This window comes from Nonomuraea sp. NEAU-A123, from assembly GCF_018603905.1.
Classification (GTDB): Bacteria; Actinomycetota; Actinomycetes; order Streptosporangiales; family Streptosporangiaceae; genus Nonomuraea.
In genome coordinates this window covers 363,386-378,464 of the sequence record NZ_JAHFZZ010000010.1, presented here as the reverse complement: position 1 = coordinate 378,464, position 15,079 = coordinate 363,386, and the positions used below count along the sequence as shown (strand labels likewise).

13 protein-coding genes are annotated in these 15,079 nt (G+C 69.3%); 6 read left to right on the top strand and 7 right to left on the bottom strand.

What is annotated here, in order from left to right; all coding sequences use genetic code 11:
* A complete protein-coding gene (locus KLK06_RS31640) occupies positions 1 to 885 on the bottom strand; it encodes an NAD(P)-dependent oxidoreductase (RefSeq protein WP_214639312.1) in 885 nt (294 codons plus the stop codon).
* Positions 886 to 1,134: 249 nt separating this feature from the next.
* On the opposite strand from KLK06_RS31640, the gene KLK06_RS31635 reads away from it, so the two are divergent.
* From KLK06_RS31635 to KLK06_RS31615, 5 genes are all read left to right on the top strand, one after another.
* Complete coding sequence (locus KLK06_RS31635; RefSeq protein ID WP_214639311.1) at positions 1,135 to 2,442, top strand: ABC transporter substrate-binding protein; 1,308 nt, start codon at positions 1,135 to 1,137, stop codon at positions 2,440 to 2,442.
* Entirely contained in the window at positions 2,439 to 3,386 is a 948-nt protein-coding gene (locus KLK06_RS62550) for a carbohydrate ABC transporter permease (RefSeq protein ID WP_214639310.1), read from the top strand. Before KLK06_RS31635 ends, KLK06_RS62550 begins: the two co-directional genes overlap by 4 nt.
* On the top strand, positions 3,383 to 4,210 hold the full coding sequence (locus tag KLK06_RS31625) for a carbohydrate ABC transporter permease (RefSeq protein ID WP_214639309.1): 828 nt from the start codon (positions 3,383 to 3,385) through the stop codon (positions 4,208 to 4,210). Before KLK06_RS62550 ends, KLK06_RS31625 begins: the two co-directional genes overlap by 4 nt.
* A 17-nt stretch (positions 4,211 to 4,227) precedes the next feature.
* Positions 4,228 to 6,810 (top strand): glycoside hydrolase family 78 protein, encoded by a 2,583-nt coding sequence (locus KLK06_RS31620; protein WP_214639308.1) that lies wholly within the window; start codon positions 4,228 to 4,230, stop codon positions 6,808 to 6,810.
* A gap of 146 nt (positions 6,811 to 6,956) precedes the next feature.
* On the top strand, positions 6,957 to 8,654 hold the full coding sequence (locus KLK06_RS31615) for a DUF4434 domain-containing protein (RefSeq protein ID WP_214639307.1): 1,698 nt from the start codon (positions 6,957 to 6,959) through the stop codon (positions 8,652 to 8,654).
* Between the two features lie 139 nt (positions 8,655 to 8,793).
* Here KLK06_RS31615 and KLK06_RS31610 read toward each other — a convergent pair whose 3' ends face one another.
* The 3 genes from KLK06_RS31610 to KLK06_RS31600 form a co-directional block, all read right to left on the bottom strand.
* A complete protein-coding gene (locus KLK06_RS31610; RefSeq protein WP_214639306.1) occupies positions 8,794 to 9,897 on the bottom strand; it encodes a Gfo/Idh/MocA family protein in 1,104 nt (367 codons plus the stop codon).
* Positions 9,894 to 10,637: a sugar phosphate isomerase/epimerase gene (locus KLK06_RS31605; protein ID WP_214639305.1), complete on the bottom strand. Its 744-nt coding sequence runs from the start codon at positions 10,635 to 10,637 to the stop codon at positions 9,894 to 9,896. Before KLK06_RS31605 ends, KLK06_RS31610 begins: the two co-directional genes overlap by 4 nt.
* Positions 10,638 to 10,727: 90 nt before the next feature.
* Positions 10,728 to 11,618 (bottom strand): arginase family protein, encoded by an 891-nt coding sequence (locus KLK06_RS31600; RefSeq protein WP_250906286.1) that lies wholly within the window; start codon positions 11,616 to 11,618, stop codon positions 10,728 to 10,730.
* Positions 11,619 to 11,646: 28 nt separating this feature from the next.
* Between KLK06_RS31600 and KLK06_RS31595 the strand changes: the two genes are divergently transcribed.
* The gene (locus KLK06_RS31595; RefSeq protein ID WP_214639304.1) at positions 11,647 to 12,300 is read left to right on the top strand and encodes a CGNR zinc finger domain-containing protein; all 654 of its coding nucleotides are present in this window, start codon (positions 11,647 to 11,649) and stop codon (positions 12,298 to 12,300) included.
* 107 nt (positions 12,301 to 12,407) lie between these two features.
* On the opposite strand, the gene KLK06_RS31590 is transcribed toward KLK06_RS31595, so the two are convergent.
* From KLK06_RS31590 to KLK06_RS31580, 3 genes are all read right to left on the bottom strand, one after another.
* A complete protein-coding gene (locus tag KLK06_RS31590) occupies positions 12,408 to 12,971 on the bottom strand; it encodes a hypothetical protein (RefSeq protein WP_214639303.1) in 564 nt (187 codons plus the stop codon).
* A gap of 134 nt (positions 12,972 to 13,105) precedes the next feature.
* A complete protein-coding gene (locus KLK06_RS31585; RefSeq protein WP_214639302.1) occupies positions 13,106 to 14,236 on the bottom strand; it encodes a hypothetical protein in 1,131 nt (376 codons plus the stop codon).
* A complete protein-coding gene (locus tag KLK06_RS31580) occupies positions 14,233 to 15,078 on the bottom strand; it encodes an acetylxylan esterase (RefSeq protein ID WP_214639301.1) in 846 nt (281 codons plus the stop codon). The genes KLK06_RS31585 and KLK06_RS31580 overlap by 4 nt, the downstream gene beginning before the upstream one ends.
* Position 15,079 lies beyond the last annotated feature (1 nt).

Sequence of the window (15,079 nt, the reverse complement as noted above, 5' to 3'; positions counted from 1 at the left end):
TCACTTCTTGAGCGCCCGGCCCTCCTCGTCGAGGTAGTCGCGCCACGAGCGCGTGGGCGTCCAGCCGAGCAGACGCACCGCCTTGGCGCAGGAGATGCCGGAGGCGTCGGGACGGGCGAGCGGCCGGCACGGGATCGTGCCGCCGTAGTACTTGTGCAGGGCCTTCGCGAAGTCGTAGCCGCCGGCGTTGTCGGGGGAGGCGATGTAGAACACCTCATGCCCCGGCAGGCCGGACTCGGTCGCCAGCACGATGGCGTCGGCCAGGTCGTAGACGTCGATGTAGCTCCACATTCCGGGCCCGGGCTGCACGTCGTCGCGGATCAGCGGGCCGAGATTGCGCTCATAGTTGTCCTCGTTCTGCACCCAGCTCGGGCGCAGGGAGATGCATCGGATGTCTGACCGGCGTACGGCGGCGTCCATGAGCTGCTCGCCGAAGTGCTTGGCGGTGGCGTAGGGGTCCTGCGGCCGGATCGGGTGATCCTCGTCCACGGGCGCGTAGTCGGGCAGGAACGGGCGCTCGGGGAAGAAGAAGCCGGGCACGGTCTCGCTGGAGATGTTCACGAACCGGGTCGCGCCGAACCTGATCGCCGCCTCCAGCATGTTGAAGGTGGCCATCAGGTTGTTCTGGAAGACCACGTGCGGCGGGTTGGTGGTGGGCACGGGGATGGCGGCGGTGTGGACGATCGCGTCGGCGCCGCGGGCCACCGCGTACGCCGCCCCGGCGTCGGTCAGGTCGGCCTGCTGGTAGCGGGGGGCGCCGGGCTCCGTCCGCTCCCAGACCGGGCGGGTGAGGTCGACGGCGGTCACCTCGTGACCGGCTTCGAGCAGGGCCCGGACGGCCGCACGTCCGACCTTTCCATGAGCACCTGTGACGACGACGTGCATGGAGGCTCCTTGGGCGCCGAGGGTCGGATGTCCAGGATAGGGGCCGGACCATCGGCACTGAAGGCTTTGAATCGTTTCGCTTCAGGTCGGTGGTTCGGGGGTCTCGAGGGGTGGACGCGCGAGAGGTCCACTCATACGTTTCCGTTTCGTTACCGCAGGAAAGGCTTGACGTCCTCGGAATGTAAAGCCTATGTTAACGCCCTAACGAGGCCATTGAATCGATTTAAGCTTCGAGCCCCAAGGGGTGTTATGAAGACCACGCGTCACAGACTCGGGGTGGCCTTCTTCGCCGCCCTCCCCCTCCTTTCATTGGCGGCATGCGGCTCGTCCGGCGGGACGACCGCCGCAGACGGCAGCGTCACGATCTCCTTCCTCTACGACAACGGCGAGGCGTCGGTCAACGCGGCCAAAGCCCTCGTCCAGGGCTTCGAGGCGGCCAATCCGAAGATCAAGATAGAGACGGAGACCCGCCCGGCGGGCACCGAAGGCGACAACATCGTCAAGACCAAGCTGTCCACGGGCGAGATGAACGACGTCTTCTGGTACAACTCCGGCTCCCTCCTCCAGGCACTGAATCCCGGCCAGACCCTTGTTGACCTCACGGGCGACCCGGTCATAAAGGACGTCGAGGAGACGTACCTGCCCGTGGTCACCCAGGGCGGCAAGGTGTACGGCGTGCCCACGGGCACCGCCACGGGAGGCGGCATCCTCTACAACAGGAAGGTCTACGAGAAGCTCGGGCTCCAGGTCCCGAAGAGCTGGGCCGAGTTCACGGCCAACAACGACAAGATCAAGGCCGCCGGGCTGACGCCGGTGATCTCCACGTTCAAGGACACGTGGACCTCACAGCTGTTCGTGCTGGCCGACTTCTTCAACGTCCAGGCCGCCTCGCCGACCTTCGCGCAGGACTACACGGCCAACAAGGCGAAGTACGCCACCACCCCGGCCGCGCTGACCGGTTTCAAGCGCCTGGAAGAGGTGCACGCCAAGGGATACCTCAACAAGGGCTTCGGCTCGGCCAACCTGGACGCGGGGATCAAGCTGCTGGCCGAGGGCCAGGGCGTGCACTACCCCCTGCTCACAGGGGTGGTGCCCGGCTTCCTCGGGAAGTTCCCGCAGTTGGCCACCGACGTCGGCTACTTCGCCCTCCCGGGTGACGACGCCGCGAAGAACGGCGCCACGGTCTGGGAGCCATCGGCCTCCTACATCCCCAAGACGAGTAAGCATCTTGACGCGGCCAAGAAGTTCCTGGCCTTCATCGCCTCCCCGGCGGGTGCGGTGGCCATCGGCAAGGGGACGCCGCCGGCCGGACCGTACCGGATCAAGGGGGCCACGCTGCCGGCGGACGCGGTCCAGGTGGCCAAGGACCTGCAGGGCTACCTCGACAAGAAGGAAGCGGCGCCCGCGCTGGAGTTCGTCTCCCCGGTCAAGGGCCCGTCCCTTGAGAACATCACCGTCGCGGTCGGCTCCGGCCTGACCACTGCGGCAGAGGGGGCGGCCCAGTACGACAAGGACGTGGAGAAGCAGGCCAAGCAACTGGGGCTCGCGGGGTGGTGACCTCCTCGAAGCCTGGCACGGTCACGTCGTCCGAGCCGCCCACAGTGGCGGCCGGGCGGCGTGCCCCCGCGCGGAAGGGCAAGGGCGGGCGCGGCAACCCGTACCCTTACCTGTTCTACGTGCCCGCGGGGATCGTCTACACAGTCGTCTTCCTGGTCCCGACGGTCATGGCCTTCTACTTCTCGATGACCAGGTGGACACTGTTCGACAGCACCTTCGTGGGGCTGGAGAACTTCACCGACTTCTTCGCCGAGCAGAACCTGCGGATCGGCTTCCAGAACACACTGATCTACGCGGTGACCACCAGCGCGCTGAAGGTCGTCCTGGGGATGGCGCTCGGCGTGGTGCTCACCTCGCGGCTGAAGATGCGCGGCCTCCTGCGTTCCGTGGTGTTCTTCCCGGTGCTGGTGAGCACGGTCGCGGTCGGCATCACGTTCAGTGTGCTGCTCAAGCCCGACACCGGGCTGGTGAACAAGGCGCTGGCCCTGGTGGGCATCTCGGGTCCTGACTGGCTCGGCGACGCGAACACCGCGCTGCTGTCGGTGGCGCTCGTGGACGTCTGGAAGGGCGTCGGCCTGGCCACCGTCATCTATATCGCGGGCATGATGTCGATCCCGCGTGACTACTACCAGGCGGTCGCGGTCGACGGCGGCAGCTCATGGCACCGGTTCAGGTATGTGACGCTGCCGCTGAGCTGGCCCGCCACCAACTCGGTGATCATCCTGTCGTTCATCGGCGGGCTGCGCTCCTTCGACCTCATCTGGACGATGACCCGCGGCGGGCCCGGTTTCACCAGCGACGTCATCGCCTCGATCATCTACAAGCAGTATCAGGCGGGGTTCTTCGGCCTCTCGACCGCCGGAAACGTGATCCTGTTCGTCGTGGTCACCGCGCTGGTCGTGCCGCTCACCCGCTTCTTGAGCGCCAGGGAGGTCAGCGCATGAGGGCACTGCGGAGGTCCGGACTCGAACTCGTCGCGGTCGTCCTGGCCGTCGTCATCTTCGTCGTGCCGTTCTCGTTCATGGTGCTCACGGCGGTCAAGGACGAGGTCCAGTCGGCGGAGCTGGACTTCGGCTGGCCGACGAGCTGGCCGGTGGTCCAGAACCTCATCGAGGTGATCGAGGCCCGCGACTACGTCCTGCTGCGAGCCTTTCTCAACAGCACCATCCTCACGGTCGCCGCCGTCGCGCTGCTCGTGGTCTTCTGCTCGATGGCCGGGTTCGTGCTCCAGCGCAGGGCGGGCCGCATGCGGTCGGTGGTCAACTTCCTGGTGCTGTCCGGGCTGATCATCCCGCCCGCGATCGTCCCGACCATCTGGGTGCTGCAGACTCTCGGCCTGTTCAAGACGCTGCCGGGGCTCATCCTGGTCGAGGTCGCCTTCCACATGTCGTACTCCGTGCTGCTTTATCGTGCTTTTGTGTCCGCGGTGCCGCGCGAGCTGGACGAGGCGGCGATGATCGACGGCTGCACCGGGTTCAAGCTGTTCTTCAAAGTGATCTTTCCGCTGCTCCGGCCTGTGACGATCACGGTCATCCTGACGACGTCGGTCGCCGTCTTCAACGACTTCGTCAACCCGCTCTACTTCCTGCCCGGCGACGAGAACGCCACCGTCCAGCTCACCCTGTACAACTTCCAGAGCCAATACAGCACGCAGTGGAACCTGCTGTTCATGGACATCGTGCTCATCACGATCCCGCCGCTGCTCGCTTTCATCTTCTTCAACCGCAAGATCGTGTCGGGGATGACCGCCGGCGCGGTCAAGGGCTGACCGCTCAGAGGAGCCGCATGACCATCGACCTGCGTTTCGAGCACCACCGAGAGCCGATCGGCATCGGAGAACCCAGGCCACGGCTGTCCTGGACGGTCCGCAACGACCGTCCGGGCTGGCTACAGCACGGCTATGAGGTCGAGATCCGCGACGCGGAGGGCAAGGTCGTCTCGGCGACCGGGCGCTCCGAATCCGTGCTGGTCCCGTGGCCCGGTGACGACCTGAGCTCGCGCGAGCGCCGTGACGTACGCGTGCGGGTCCGCGGTCAGGACGGCAAGACGAGCGAGTGGAGCGAGTGGAACTCGGTCGAGGCGGGGCTGCTGGACGCCGAGCAGTGGCGCGCGGACGCGGCGGCGCCGCCCGCCGAGCTGGTCGACGCGCCGGACGGGCCCGCGACCATGCTCAGGCGCGGCTTCGCCGTCCGCGGGCCCGTCGAGCGGGCACGCCTGTACGTGACCGGCCACGGCCTGTACGAGGTGGAGATCAACGGGCGCGTCGTAGGCGACGACGTGCTCGCGCCGGGCTGGTCGAGCTACGACCACCGGCTGCGCTACCGTACGCACGACGTCACCGCGCTGCTGTCGGAGGGCGACAACGCCATCGGCGCGATGCTCGCCGACGGGTGGTACCGCGGTCGCGTCGGCTTCAAGGACGGCAGGGTCGAGACGTACGGCTCGCGTACCGCGCTCATCGCCCAGCTCGAAGTCGTCTACGCCGACGGCTCGACCGACGTGGTGACCACTGACGGCTCCTGGCGCTGCGCCCGCGGCCCGATCCTCGCGGCGAGCCTGTACGACGGCGAGAAGTACGACGCCCGCCTGATGCCCGCCGGCTGGTCCTCGGCCGGCTTCGACGACAGCGCCTGGCTGCCCGCCGACGTCGTGGACCACGACCCCGGCCTGCTCGTCGCCCCCACCGGGCCGCCGGTCCGCCGGGTGGAGACGCTGCGTCCCGTCGAGGTCATCCAGGGCCCCGCCGGCGAGACGATCCTCGACTTCGGCCAGAACATCTCCGGCCGCCTGCGCATCCGCGTCGAGGGCCCCGCCGGCCACACCGTCACGCTGCGCCACGCCGAGGTCCTGGAGGACGGCGTCCTGTCGCGGCGCCCGCTGCGCAACGCGGCCGCCCAGGACGAGTACACCCTCGCGGGCGGCGCGGAGGAGGAGTGGGAGCCGCGCTTCACCATGCACGGCTTCCGCTACGCCGAGCTGATCGACTGGCCGGGCGAGCTCCGCCCCGACAGCGTCCAGGCCGTCGTCTGCCACACCGACATGCGCCGCACCGGCTGGTTCACCTGCTCGGACCCCCAGCTCCAGCGCCTGCACGACAACGTCGTGTGGAGCATGCGCGGCAACTTCGTCGACCTGCCGACCGACTGCCCCCAGCGCGACGAGCGCCTCGGCTGGACCGGCGACATCCAGGTCTTCGCCCCTACCGCTTCGTTCCTGTACGACTGCGCGGGCACGCTCGGTTCGTGGCTGGCCGACCTGGCCGCGGACCAGGACGATTCGGGCATGGTGCCCTACTACATTCCGTGGGTCGGCCTCGACTTCTCCGCCATGCCGACGGCGGCGTGGGGAGACGCGGCGGTGATCGTGCCCTGGGTGCTCTACGAGCGTTTCGGGGACCTCGGGGTGCTGGAGGCCCAGTACGACAGCATGAAGGGGTGGGTCGACCACATCGCGGGCATCGCCGGCGACGACCACCTGTGGGACGAGGGCTTCCAGTTCGGCGACTGGCTCGACCCCGCCGCGCCGCCGGACAAGCCCGGCAAGGCCAGGACCGACGCGTACCTCATCGCCACCGCCTACCACGCGTGGACCGCGCAGCTCCTGGCCGACACCGCGGAACTGCTCGGCCGGGGCGGCGACGCGGAGAAGTACGGTGAGCTGGCGGCCGAGGTGCGGGCGGCCTTCCGCCGCGAGTACGTCTCGCCGTCGGGCCGCCTGGTCAGCGACACCCAGACCGCCTACGCGCTGGCCCTGCACCTCGACCTGGCGGAGACGCCGGAGCAGCGGGCGCGTCAGGGCAAGCGGCTGGCCGAGCTGGTCGACCAGGACGACTACCGCATCGGCACCGGCTTCGTCGGCACGCCGCTGGTCTGCGCCGCCTTGGCGTCGGTCGGGGAGCACGACACGGCCTACCGGCTGCTGACGCAGCGCGAATGCCCGTCGTGGCTGTACCCGGTGACCATGGGCGCCACCACGATCTGGGAGCGCTGGGACAGCCTCCTGCCCGACGGCTCGGTCAACCCCGGCGAGATGACCTCGTTCAACCACTACGCGCTGGGCGCGGTCGCCGACTTCCTGCACGGCACGCTGGCCGGCCTCGCCCCCGCCGCTCCCGGCTACCGCCGCATCCGCGTCGCACCGCGGCCCGGCGCCGGCCTCACCCACGCCTCCGCCGAGCACGAGACGCCGTACGGTCCGGCGGCGGTGGCCTGGTCCCGGTCGGGTGGCAACCTCACGGTCACCGTGTCCGTACCGCCGGGGACGACGGCCGAGGTCTCGCTGCCTTCCGCGGAGCCGGTTGAGGTGGGGGCGGGGATGCACACGTTCAGCGCTGCGTACCGGGATCCGGCTGACGATCCGGTGGCTTGAGCTGGGAATCGCGTGGCACCTGGGACGGCGGTCTCTTGACGCCGCCGTTCCGGGTGCGCGGTGTGCTCGGGTCGATAAGGTGCATTGAGTGATCTGACGGGTACGACCGTTCTGGCCGCGAGGGGACGCTCGCGCGAGGAGGTCCTTTGGTATCCGGGTGGATCCTGCGCTTGGTCGCGGCCGTGGCGGTGATGGCGGCCACCGTCGTTCCCCTCGATCGGGCCGAGGCCGCGACGCTCGCTGTTTCCGCTGTGCGGGCTGTGGCGGCGACGCCCGCTGCGACCCCCGATGACGCGGTGTGCCTGGCGCGGGACATGCGGGTCACCGCGCCGTACGCGATCACCGGTTACTGGTTGGTGCCGCGCTCCGACCCGTGCGTCACGCGGCGGACCGTGGAGGCGATCCATGGGGTCGGTGGTGACACGCTCATCACGTTCGGCCCGCGTCTGGTGCCGAGCCGGGTCGATCGGGCGGGGCGGCTGCTCAAGGAGGGCGCGCCCGATCCCGACTTCGCCGGCTGCGTCGAGAGCGGGAAGACGTGCTACCAGGCCGCTCGCGAGGCGGTCCCGCGCATCCGCCGGGTGTACGGCTACGCGGCGAACGAACTGTTCGGCGACGGCCTGCTGCGGTGCCCGGCCCTGGACCGGCGGATCGAGAGCGGCGGGCGCGTCTACTACCGGCTGCTGTTGGGCAAGTCCTGCTCCAGCGGCCCGTACGACCTCGTGCTGATCGCGACCGACGGCGACGGGCTGGGCAACCTGATGGCGGAGGCGGCCGCGTACGGGATGAAGGTGTTCCCCGGACTGCCCGCCGCGCCGCAGGACGTCAAGCGGCCGTGGCTGCCGAACCTGACGCACCTCCGTGCCGTCACCGCGCTCACCGAGCGGGTGCTGACGGACTATCGGGGCAAGTACGGGGCGTCGGCGGCGTTCGCCGGGGTGTACCAGTCGTTCGAGCTGGCGGTGAAGTCGCGGCCCAGCGTCGATCCGACCATCGACCTCTACCGGGCCCAGCATGCCGTGGTGGCCGCCACGCTGCCGGGGAAGACGATCCTGGTCAGCCCCTATTTCGACGCGCGCAGGGACAAGGGGTTCCCGCCGGCGCGCGTGGGGCCGGGGATGCTCGCCATCGCCGCCACCCGGCATGGCGCGCCCATGGTCGTCGCCGTACAGGACGGGCGCGGGACCGGCAAGACGCCCGTCTACGGCCTCGACGAGGCGGCCGCCAAGGTCGATCCCCGGCTGGTGCCGGTGGTGGGCGACGTCACCAACCGGCAGGCGTACTACGGCTCGACCTACGACTACATCCAGGCGGCGGTGCGGTCACGGCCGCCGGGGGTGGAGCTGTGGGTGAACGTGGAGGCCTTCGAGCCCGCCCCGGTGCCCGGCGAGTGCGGCCGGGCCGACCCGATGCCGCTGCGTGGCCGTACGACCAAGCAACGGCTCGACGCCCAGATCATGGCGGCCGGGACGGCCGTGACCAAGGTGATCTCCTACGGCTGGGACCCGTTCCTGACGTGCCAGCTCAACTGGATGACCCCGTCGCTGAGCGACGACCTCCACGCCTCCTGGAACGAGCCGCTCATCCTCAGCGCGACCAGGAACGCGGCCGGGATCGCGATCAAAGGCAGGGACCTCGCGGGCGGCACGGTCAAGCTCCAGTACGCCCGGGCCGGCGCCGGGGCCAAGACGGTGACCGTCACCCAAGGACCGGACGAATCCAACGCCGCCTGGATCCCGTTCCCCACCCCGACCGACGTCGATCCCCGGCGACCGTGGCTGTACATCACGGCCGTGAACGGCGCCGGCCACTCCACCACCAACCCCTACGTCATCCCCGCCTAACTCCGCCCGCGCCCTCCGCCGCCCGCGCCCTCCGCAGGTCGCGGTCCAGCGTCGTAGTGCGCGACCCCTCCTGCTTCACCGAGGCGGCGGCAGCAAGCCGGCGCGGGCAGGAGGTGGTCGCGGTCACATGGCGGTGGTGTCACTCCAGCGTGTTGGCGTGTGGGTCCCAGTTGTCGGGGAGTGGGAGTGGGGTTGGTGAGGTGGTGTGGAGGTGGTGGGACTCTCCGTCTTCGCCGGCGTCGCCGATGGCGGTCATGATCTCCAGGACGTGCAGGGCGAGCGCGCCCGAGGCCCGGTGCGGGGTTCCGGTGCGCAGGGATCTGGCCATGTCCAGGACTCCCAGCCCGCGCCCGGCGGTCGTGCCCGTGACGGGCAGTTCCCGCCACTCGGCGTCATGCAGGCCGCGGGCCAGCAGCGGCCCGTCGAAGGTGTTGGGGTCGGGCAGCGACAGCGCCCCCTCGGTGCCGATGATCTCGATCATCCTCCGGCCTACGGGCGAGTCGAAGCTGAACGTGGTCGTCGCGCTGGCGCTGCCCGCGAAGTCGATCAGCGCGTTGACGTGCGTGGGCACCTCCACGGCGAACGCCGTGCCCGCCTTCGGCCCCGAGCCGATCACCCGATGGTCGCGAGCCCGCCGGGTACTGGCCGCGACCCGGGCCGCCGGACCGAGCAGGGCGACCAGGGCGGTCAGGTAGTAGGGGCCCAGGTCGAACAGGGGGCCGGCACCGCGTTGGTACAGGAACTCGGGATTGGGGTGCCACGACTCGGGACCCAGGCTCTGCAGGGCGGCCGTGACGGCGACCGGGGTGCCGATGAGGCCGGCGGCGAGCGCCTTGGCCGCCGACTGGAGCCCCGCGCCGAGGAAGGTGTCGGGGGCGTTGCCGACGAGCAGGTTCAGGTTCGCGGCCTCCGCCGTGATCTTGGCCGCCTCGTCCAGGTCCAGGGCCAGCGGCTTCTCGCCGTACACGTGCTTGCCCGCGCGCAGCGCCGCGAGCGCCACGGCGGCGTGCGCGGACGGGATCGTCAGGTTGACGACGATCTCCACCTCCGGCAGCGCCAGTACGGTGTCGACCGTGCCGGAGACCGGCACCCCGTACTCGCGCGCGGCGGTCGCGGCCCTGGCCGTGTCGAGGTCGGCCACGCCGAGCACCCGGACGTCGGGGAACGTGGACAGGTGGCGGAGATAGTGGCTGCTGATCACACCGGCGCCGACGACGGCGACGCCTACGGGGCCGGCGTTCACGAACCGCTCAGCTGGGTGAGGTAGGCATGGCTGCCCGCGAGAGCGTCGAAGATGTCGCCCGCGCAGCTGTCGAGCTCCACGATCCGCCAGGTGTCCGGGCTGGCCGCGAGGATCTCCGGCACCGGCATGACGCCCTGGCCCACGGCCACGTGCGGCTCGTCCTTGACGACTGGGCCATCCTTGACGTGCAGCGCCAGGATCCTGGAGGAAAGTCCACGTAGTAAGGCAGGTACGTCCGCGCCGCCCACGGCCGCCCAATAGGTGTCGATCTCCAGGAACACCTCCGGAGCCAGCAGGTCGGCGAGAGCCTCCAAAGCGTGGCGGCCGTCGATCCGTGGCTCGATCTCCCACCAGTGGTTGTGGTAGCCGATCCGCATGCCGTACGAGGACGCCTGCTCGGCCAGGCCGTTCAGCAGGTCGGCGGTCCTGGACAGGCCGTCGCGCGTGGTGAACTCCTCGTGCGCGATGCCGCCCGGGATGATCACCAGGTCGGTGCCGACGGTGGCGATGGCGTCGAAGACCTCGGCCGGCTCCTGGCTGAGCAGGGCGTAGGCGTGCGTGCTCGACACGGCCAGCCCGAGGTCGTCGGCCACCCGCCGGAAGCCTTTGGGGTCGCCGGTGGGGTCGAAGGGTTCGACGGCCCCGTAACCGATCCCGGCTATCCGGCGCAGCACGTCGTCACGGTCCGCGGCCAGTTGGTCTCTTACGGAATAGAGCTGCACACTGAGCGGCTTGGTCATCCTCAGCTCCCCTGGTGCTTTTAGTCCACAATCTGTACATAATCCTCTGGGGTGGATCAGGCATCGTCAAGGGCGTGCGGTGGGTCATCGTCAAACGAGCGCTGACTTGAGGATGTCCACGAGCAAGGCGGCCTGTGTGCCGTCCTGGTCGAGGTCGGGGTCGAGGATCGTGATCTCCAGACCGGCGGCTCCCGGGAGGCGGAGCAGGCCGTGGAGCAGCCCGGCCAGCCCGTCCGCGTCGAGTCCGCCGGGCGTGGGGGAGTCGACGGCGGGCAGCACCGCGGGGTCGAGCACGTCGGCGTCGACGTGGATCCAGAAGCCGTCGAGGTCGTCGCGGACCAGGATCTTCCGGGCGACGTCGAGGGTGCCGGGGCCGAGTTCGGCGCCGGGCACGTAGGCGAGGCCCGACTCCTTGACGTCCGTCAGGTCCTCCTCCTCGCGTACGCCGAGCACGATCACGTCCTCGTCGGCAACGTACGGGCGCAGGCCGCCGATGTTCACCAGGTAGTCGTCGCCATGACCGGTCACCAGGGCGAGGTCCTCTCCGGCCGCCGAGCTCACGTGCGGGGAGTTGCCGAGGTGGCGGAAGTCGGCATGGGCGTCCAGGTACGCCAGGCCGTACCGACCTGCTTCGCGCAGCGCGATGGCCGGGCCGAGCAGGATCGAGCAGTCACCGCCGAGGACGATCGGGAACGTCCCCGACTCGCGGATGGCGGCGATGCGGTCGGCCAGCTTCCTGGCGTACGCGGCGATCGCCGGGCCGTTGCGGACGCCGTCGCCAGGCTGCCAGGTGGACACATAACGAGGCGGAACCACCGCGCCCGCGTCGCTCGCGCCGATCCGCTCCCGCAGCCCGGCGTCGCGGAGCGCCCACGGGGCCTTGTAGCAGCCGGGGATCACGCCGGGGGCGGGCGGGCGGAGGCCGAGGTTTGAGGGGGCGTCGAGGATGGCGAATCTTGTGTCAGGAGTTATAGTGGTCATAGTCGTGACGGTAGCAGGAGGAAATGGGATGCGCCAATACGTCGATACGGGGTTGGTGGCGTTGGATCTGGCCAACACGTGGGACGAATACCTGGACGAGCCGGAGCGGCTGCCGGACCCTGCGGCGCTGCGACGGTTCTGCGAGGAGTTCGGCGAGAACGTCGACACCCCACTCGGCGGGACGCCTGGCCAGCGGGTTGGCGAGGAGCCTGGGGAGCGGGCGGGCGGGGAGCGGGTCGGCGGAGAGCCGGGGGTGCCGGCCGGTGGGGAGACTGGAGAGCGGGGGGATTTCTGGGAGTCCGAGTTGGCCGCTGTGCGGGAGATGCGCGGGCGGTTGCGGGCCGTGCTGGCCTGCGAGCCGTCGGAGCGGACGCGGGCGCTGGCCGGGTTCGCGGCCGGGTTGTCGGCGCGTGCGGATGTCGAGGATGTGGACGGGGTGCCGGTGCTGCGGCTCGTGGCGCTGGACGGCGCGGGGATGGCGGACCGGCTGGCGGTGCGTGCGGTGCGCGAGCTGCTCGACGTCGCCGCCGCGGGGGATTGGGTACGGCTGCGACTGTGCGCGGCCTCGCCGTGCCGTGACGCCTTCATCGACCGGAGCCGGCCGGGGCGGCGGCAGTTCTGCTCGACCCGGTGCGCCAACCGCGCCCACGCCGCCGCCTCCCGCGCCCGCCACCGCACCTGACCGGTCCCGCGCCGATCCTCCGCGCCCGGCATTGGGGGATTCCGTGTGCCGGGAATCCCCCGCCCCCACGATTAGCCCGTGGCCATCGAGATCACGATGGAACAGGCTCACGCAGGATGTTTGACGAACATTTCGAAGTCGTTGAAGCCGTCGGAGAACACGTGCACGTACTGTTCGTTGAACAGCTCGTGCCAGTTGTTGTCGAGGTCCTGCGCTGAAATGACCTCCTTGGTTATCTTCACGTTCTTCTGGCGCCCCGGCGGCGTGTTCGGAGTCGTCACCGTCAGCGTCAAACTGGTGAGGTCTTTCCAGCGGAAGTGGTGAGTCGGCTTCGGCCCGGCCAGCAGATGGACCGTGCTGTGGGTGCTTTGAAAATCACCAAATTTCTGCAGATGCTCCGGGTCGGAGTCGCAGCCGTTGGTGTTCGTCCTGATGAGCCGGGTCCAGGTGTCGCTACCGGACGCATCCCGGTAGCGTGCGGTCACCCACACGGGAATGCATTTATTGGTGTTGGAGAGTTCGCCGACGTCGAACCACATGCTGAATGCCTTGAAATCCTCGTCGCCGGGGGCAGCCGACGCGGGTGCCGCGTTGATCGGGACGGCGATCAGTGCCGCCCCCAGTAGTATCGTGGCCGTCTTCCGGAATCCTCGAATGGTGCGAATGCCCATGGTGATCCTCGTTCCTCTCTCCTGAGCTGCCCCTCCAGAATCCCTCGTGTATTGCCGCAGGCAGATCCCCAGATCTTGGGGGTGCCAGCGCTTCGTTGTGGTGAATATCCCGTAATGTTATTAGCGCTATCCCGTCACACGTCTCGTCCGGCTCTTTCGCCATCTCCAGAGCTCAGGTGCCGAACCAGTGCATCGAGAACCGCCAGGTCTTCCCCCGGCTCGATCGTCTGCGGGTTCAGCGCGATCGCGTCGTCGGGTACTCCGGACACACCGACCGCGATCCGCGGGTCCCCGTCCCACAAAGCCTGCACCAACCCGTCTCGGCTCCAGCCGCTGGTTGTCAACAATCGGACAACCGCTCGGCCGTGCGGCTGGCCCGCCTCACTCGGGTACCCGCGCTCGGCAACGACACCCGGCACTCCGCGCAAGCCGACAATCCACCGGTCGACGATCTGCTCATAGCTCGCGAGCAGTGCCTCCTCGTCCTGCTCCAGCGTCCACTCGACCGCGGCGTACAGCCCGAGCAGCTCTTCCTTGCCGACCTTCATCCCGCGCCCGATCTGCTGATTCGGTGACGCATGCGCCCGGCACCTGTCGACAATCCACCGCTTCCCCAGCACCAGCCCACTGGCCTGCGGTCCGCGCAACCCTTTCCCACCGCTGAAGATCACGGCATCCGCACCGAGCTCCGTGGTGAATCGCCACAGCGAGGAGAGGGGTGGAATCTGGGCCGCCGCATCCACGATCACCGGCACAGCCGGTGGACCGGTAGGGCAAGGGGCGAGCTCCCGGGCGACTCGGATCACGTCCTCGATCGGCAAAGCATCCGCTGCGTAGTGGGCGCCGGCGAACCACAGTACGCAGGCGGGGCGTCGTACCAGGGCGGCTCGGAGCTCCTCGATCGACGGGCCGACTTCTACGATGCGGGCGCCGGTCAGGCGGGCCGCGTAGTCGTAGCCGTTGCGTTGGCCGGCGAACATGACGACCTCGGCATCGGCCGGGAACGCCTGCGCGGGCTCACCGACACACGACGCGACCGTGAGGGTGATCGCCGCCGCGGCACCAGAGGTCACGCAGGCCGCCTCGTTGCGGGTGAGCGCGGCCAGCCGCTCACCGACGCGGTCGTGGAGTTCGGGCAGGTCGACGAAGTGGGCCGCCCCCTCCGTCATCGCCTTCAGCGCCGAAGGCGGCATCAGCGAGCCGCCCAGTGCGGTGAGTGTCGCGGAGGCGTTGATGACGGGCCGGACCCCGAAGGGATTGGTCATACGAGGAACTTCGACATCGGTGGTACGCCGGAGAGTTCGGCCAGCCAGGCATCCAGGAAGTCGTTGTCGGTGCCATCGAGGTGGGTCAGCTTGTAGACACTCGCGGCAGGCAAGACCTCGATCAGCGCGGCACACCAGTCGGGATCGTCGACGGCGAGCAACGTCCGAGCGGTCACCGCGGACGCATGCCGGACCGGATCGAAGTAGGCAAGAGTATCGGCAACAATCTGCGCCGACGAGCCGGCACGGAGGTGATCGTTGAGCTCCTCGAGCGGATAGTGGCTCGACTTCAGCCGTGCCTCTGTCGCCTGGTAGAACAGCAACCCCGAGACCCGGACCGCGCTGAACCCGGGCCGCCGCGCAGCCGTCAGCACCGCCAGGTCGTCCCCACTCACGGCCACCCGCGCCGGATCGACCTCGTCCAGGCTCATCAGGAACTCCGCGGCCCGCAGGCAGTCCGCCGCGATCCCGCGATAGATGTACGACGCCGGGTCGTCGATGCCCATCGTCAACAATCCCGGGTACGCCGCCGAGAACCCTTCGTCGGCCAGCCGCTGACCACGGTGCGTCAGGCCGAACACGACGTACCGGCTCCGATCGTTCGGGTGTGGCACGAGGTTGACGCTCCCGTGGCGCGGCGTCTGCAGGAGCGCGGGGAACGGCCCGTCACCGGCCGGGATGCTGAGATGACCGAAGACGCGGTACGGTCCGGTGCTGGTGAGCCGCACGGTGTAGCTGGTCGCCTCGTCCGTCGTCCGCTCCGGCACCAGGTCGAGCACGGGCCGAGCGGGGATCGTGGCCAACTCTTCGTCGACGGCGGACCAGTAGCTGTCGAAGTTCATC

Excerpts from the sequence above, each read along its gene's own strand:
- KLK06_RS31585 (WP_214639302.1), bottom strand. The coding sequence starts at position 14,236 with ATGACCAATCCCTTCGGGGTCCGGCCCGTCATCAACGCCTCCGCGACA.
- KLK06_RS31620 (WP_214639308.1), top strand. The coding sequence starts at position 4,228 with ATGACCATCGACCTGCGTTTCGAGCACCACCGAGAGCCGATCGGCATC.
- KLK06_RS31640 (WP_214639312.1), bottom strand. The coding sequence starts at position 885 with ATGCACGTCGTCGTCACAGGTGCTCATGGAAAGGTCGGACGTGCGGCC.
- KLK06_RS31595 (WP_214639304.1), top strand. The coding sequence starts at position 11,647 with ATGCGCCAATACGTCGATACGGGGTTGGTGGCGTTGGATCTGGCCAAC.
- KLK06_RS31625 (WP_214639309.1), top strand. The coding sequence starts at position 3,383 with ATGAGGGCACTGCGGAGGTCCGGACTCGAACTCGTCGCGGTCGTCCTG.
- KLK06_RS31590 (WP_214639303.1), bottom strand. The coding sequence starts at position 12,971 with ATGGGCATTCGCACCATTCGAGGATTCCGGAAGACGGCCACGATACTA.
- KLK06_RS31635 (WP_214639311.1), top strand. The coding sequence starts at position 1,135 with ATGAAGACCACGCGTCACAGACTCGGGGTGGCCTTCTTCGCCGCCCTC.
- KLK06_RS31600 (WP_250906286.1), bottom strand. The coding sequence starts at position 11,618 with ATGACCACTATAACTCCTGACACAAGATTCGCCATCCTCGACGCCCCC.
- KLK06_RS31580 (WP_214639301.1), bottom strand. The coding sequence starts at position 15,078 with ATGAACTTCGACAGCTACTGGTCCGCCGTCGACGAAGAGTTGGCCACG.
- KLK06_RS31605 (WP_214639305.1), bottom strand. The coding sequence starts at position 10,637 with ATGACCAAGCCGCTCAGTGTGCAGCTCTATTCCGTAAGAGACCAACTG.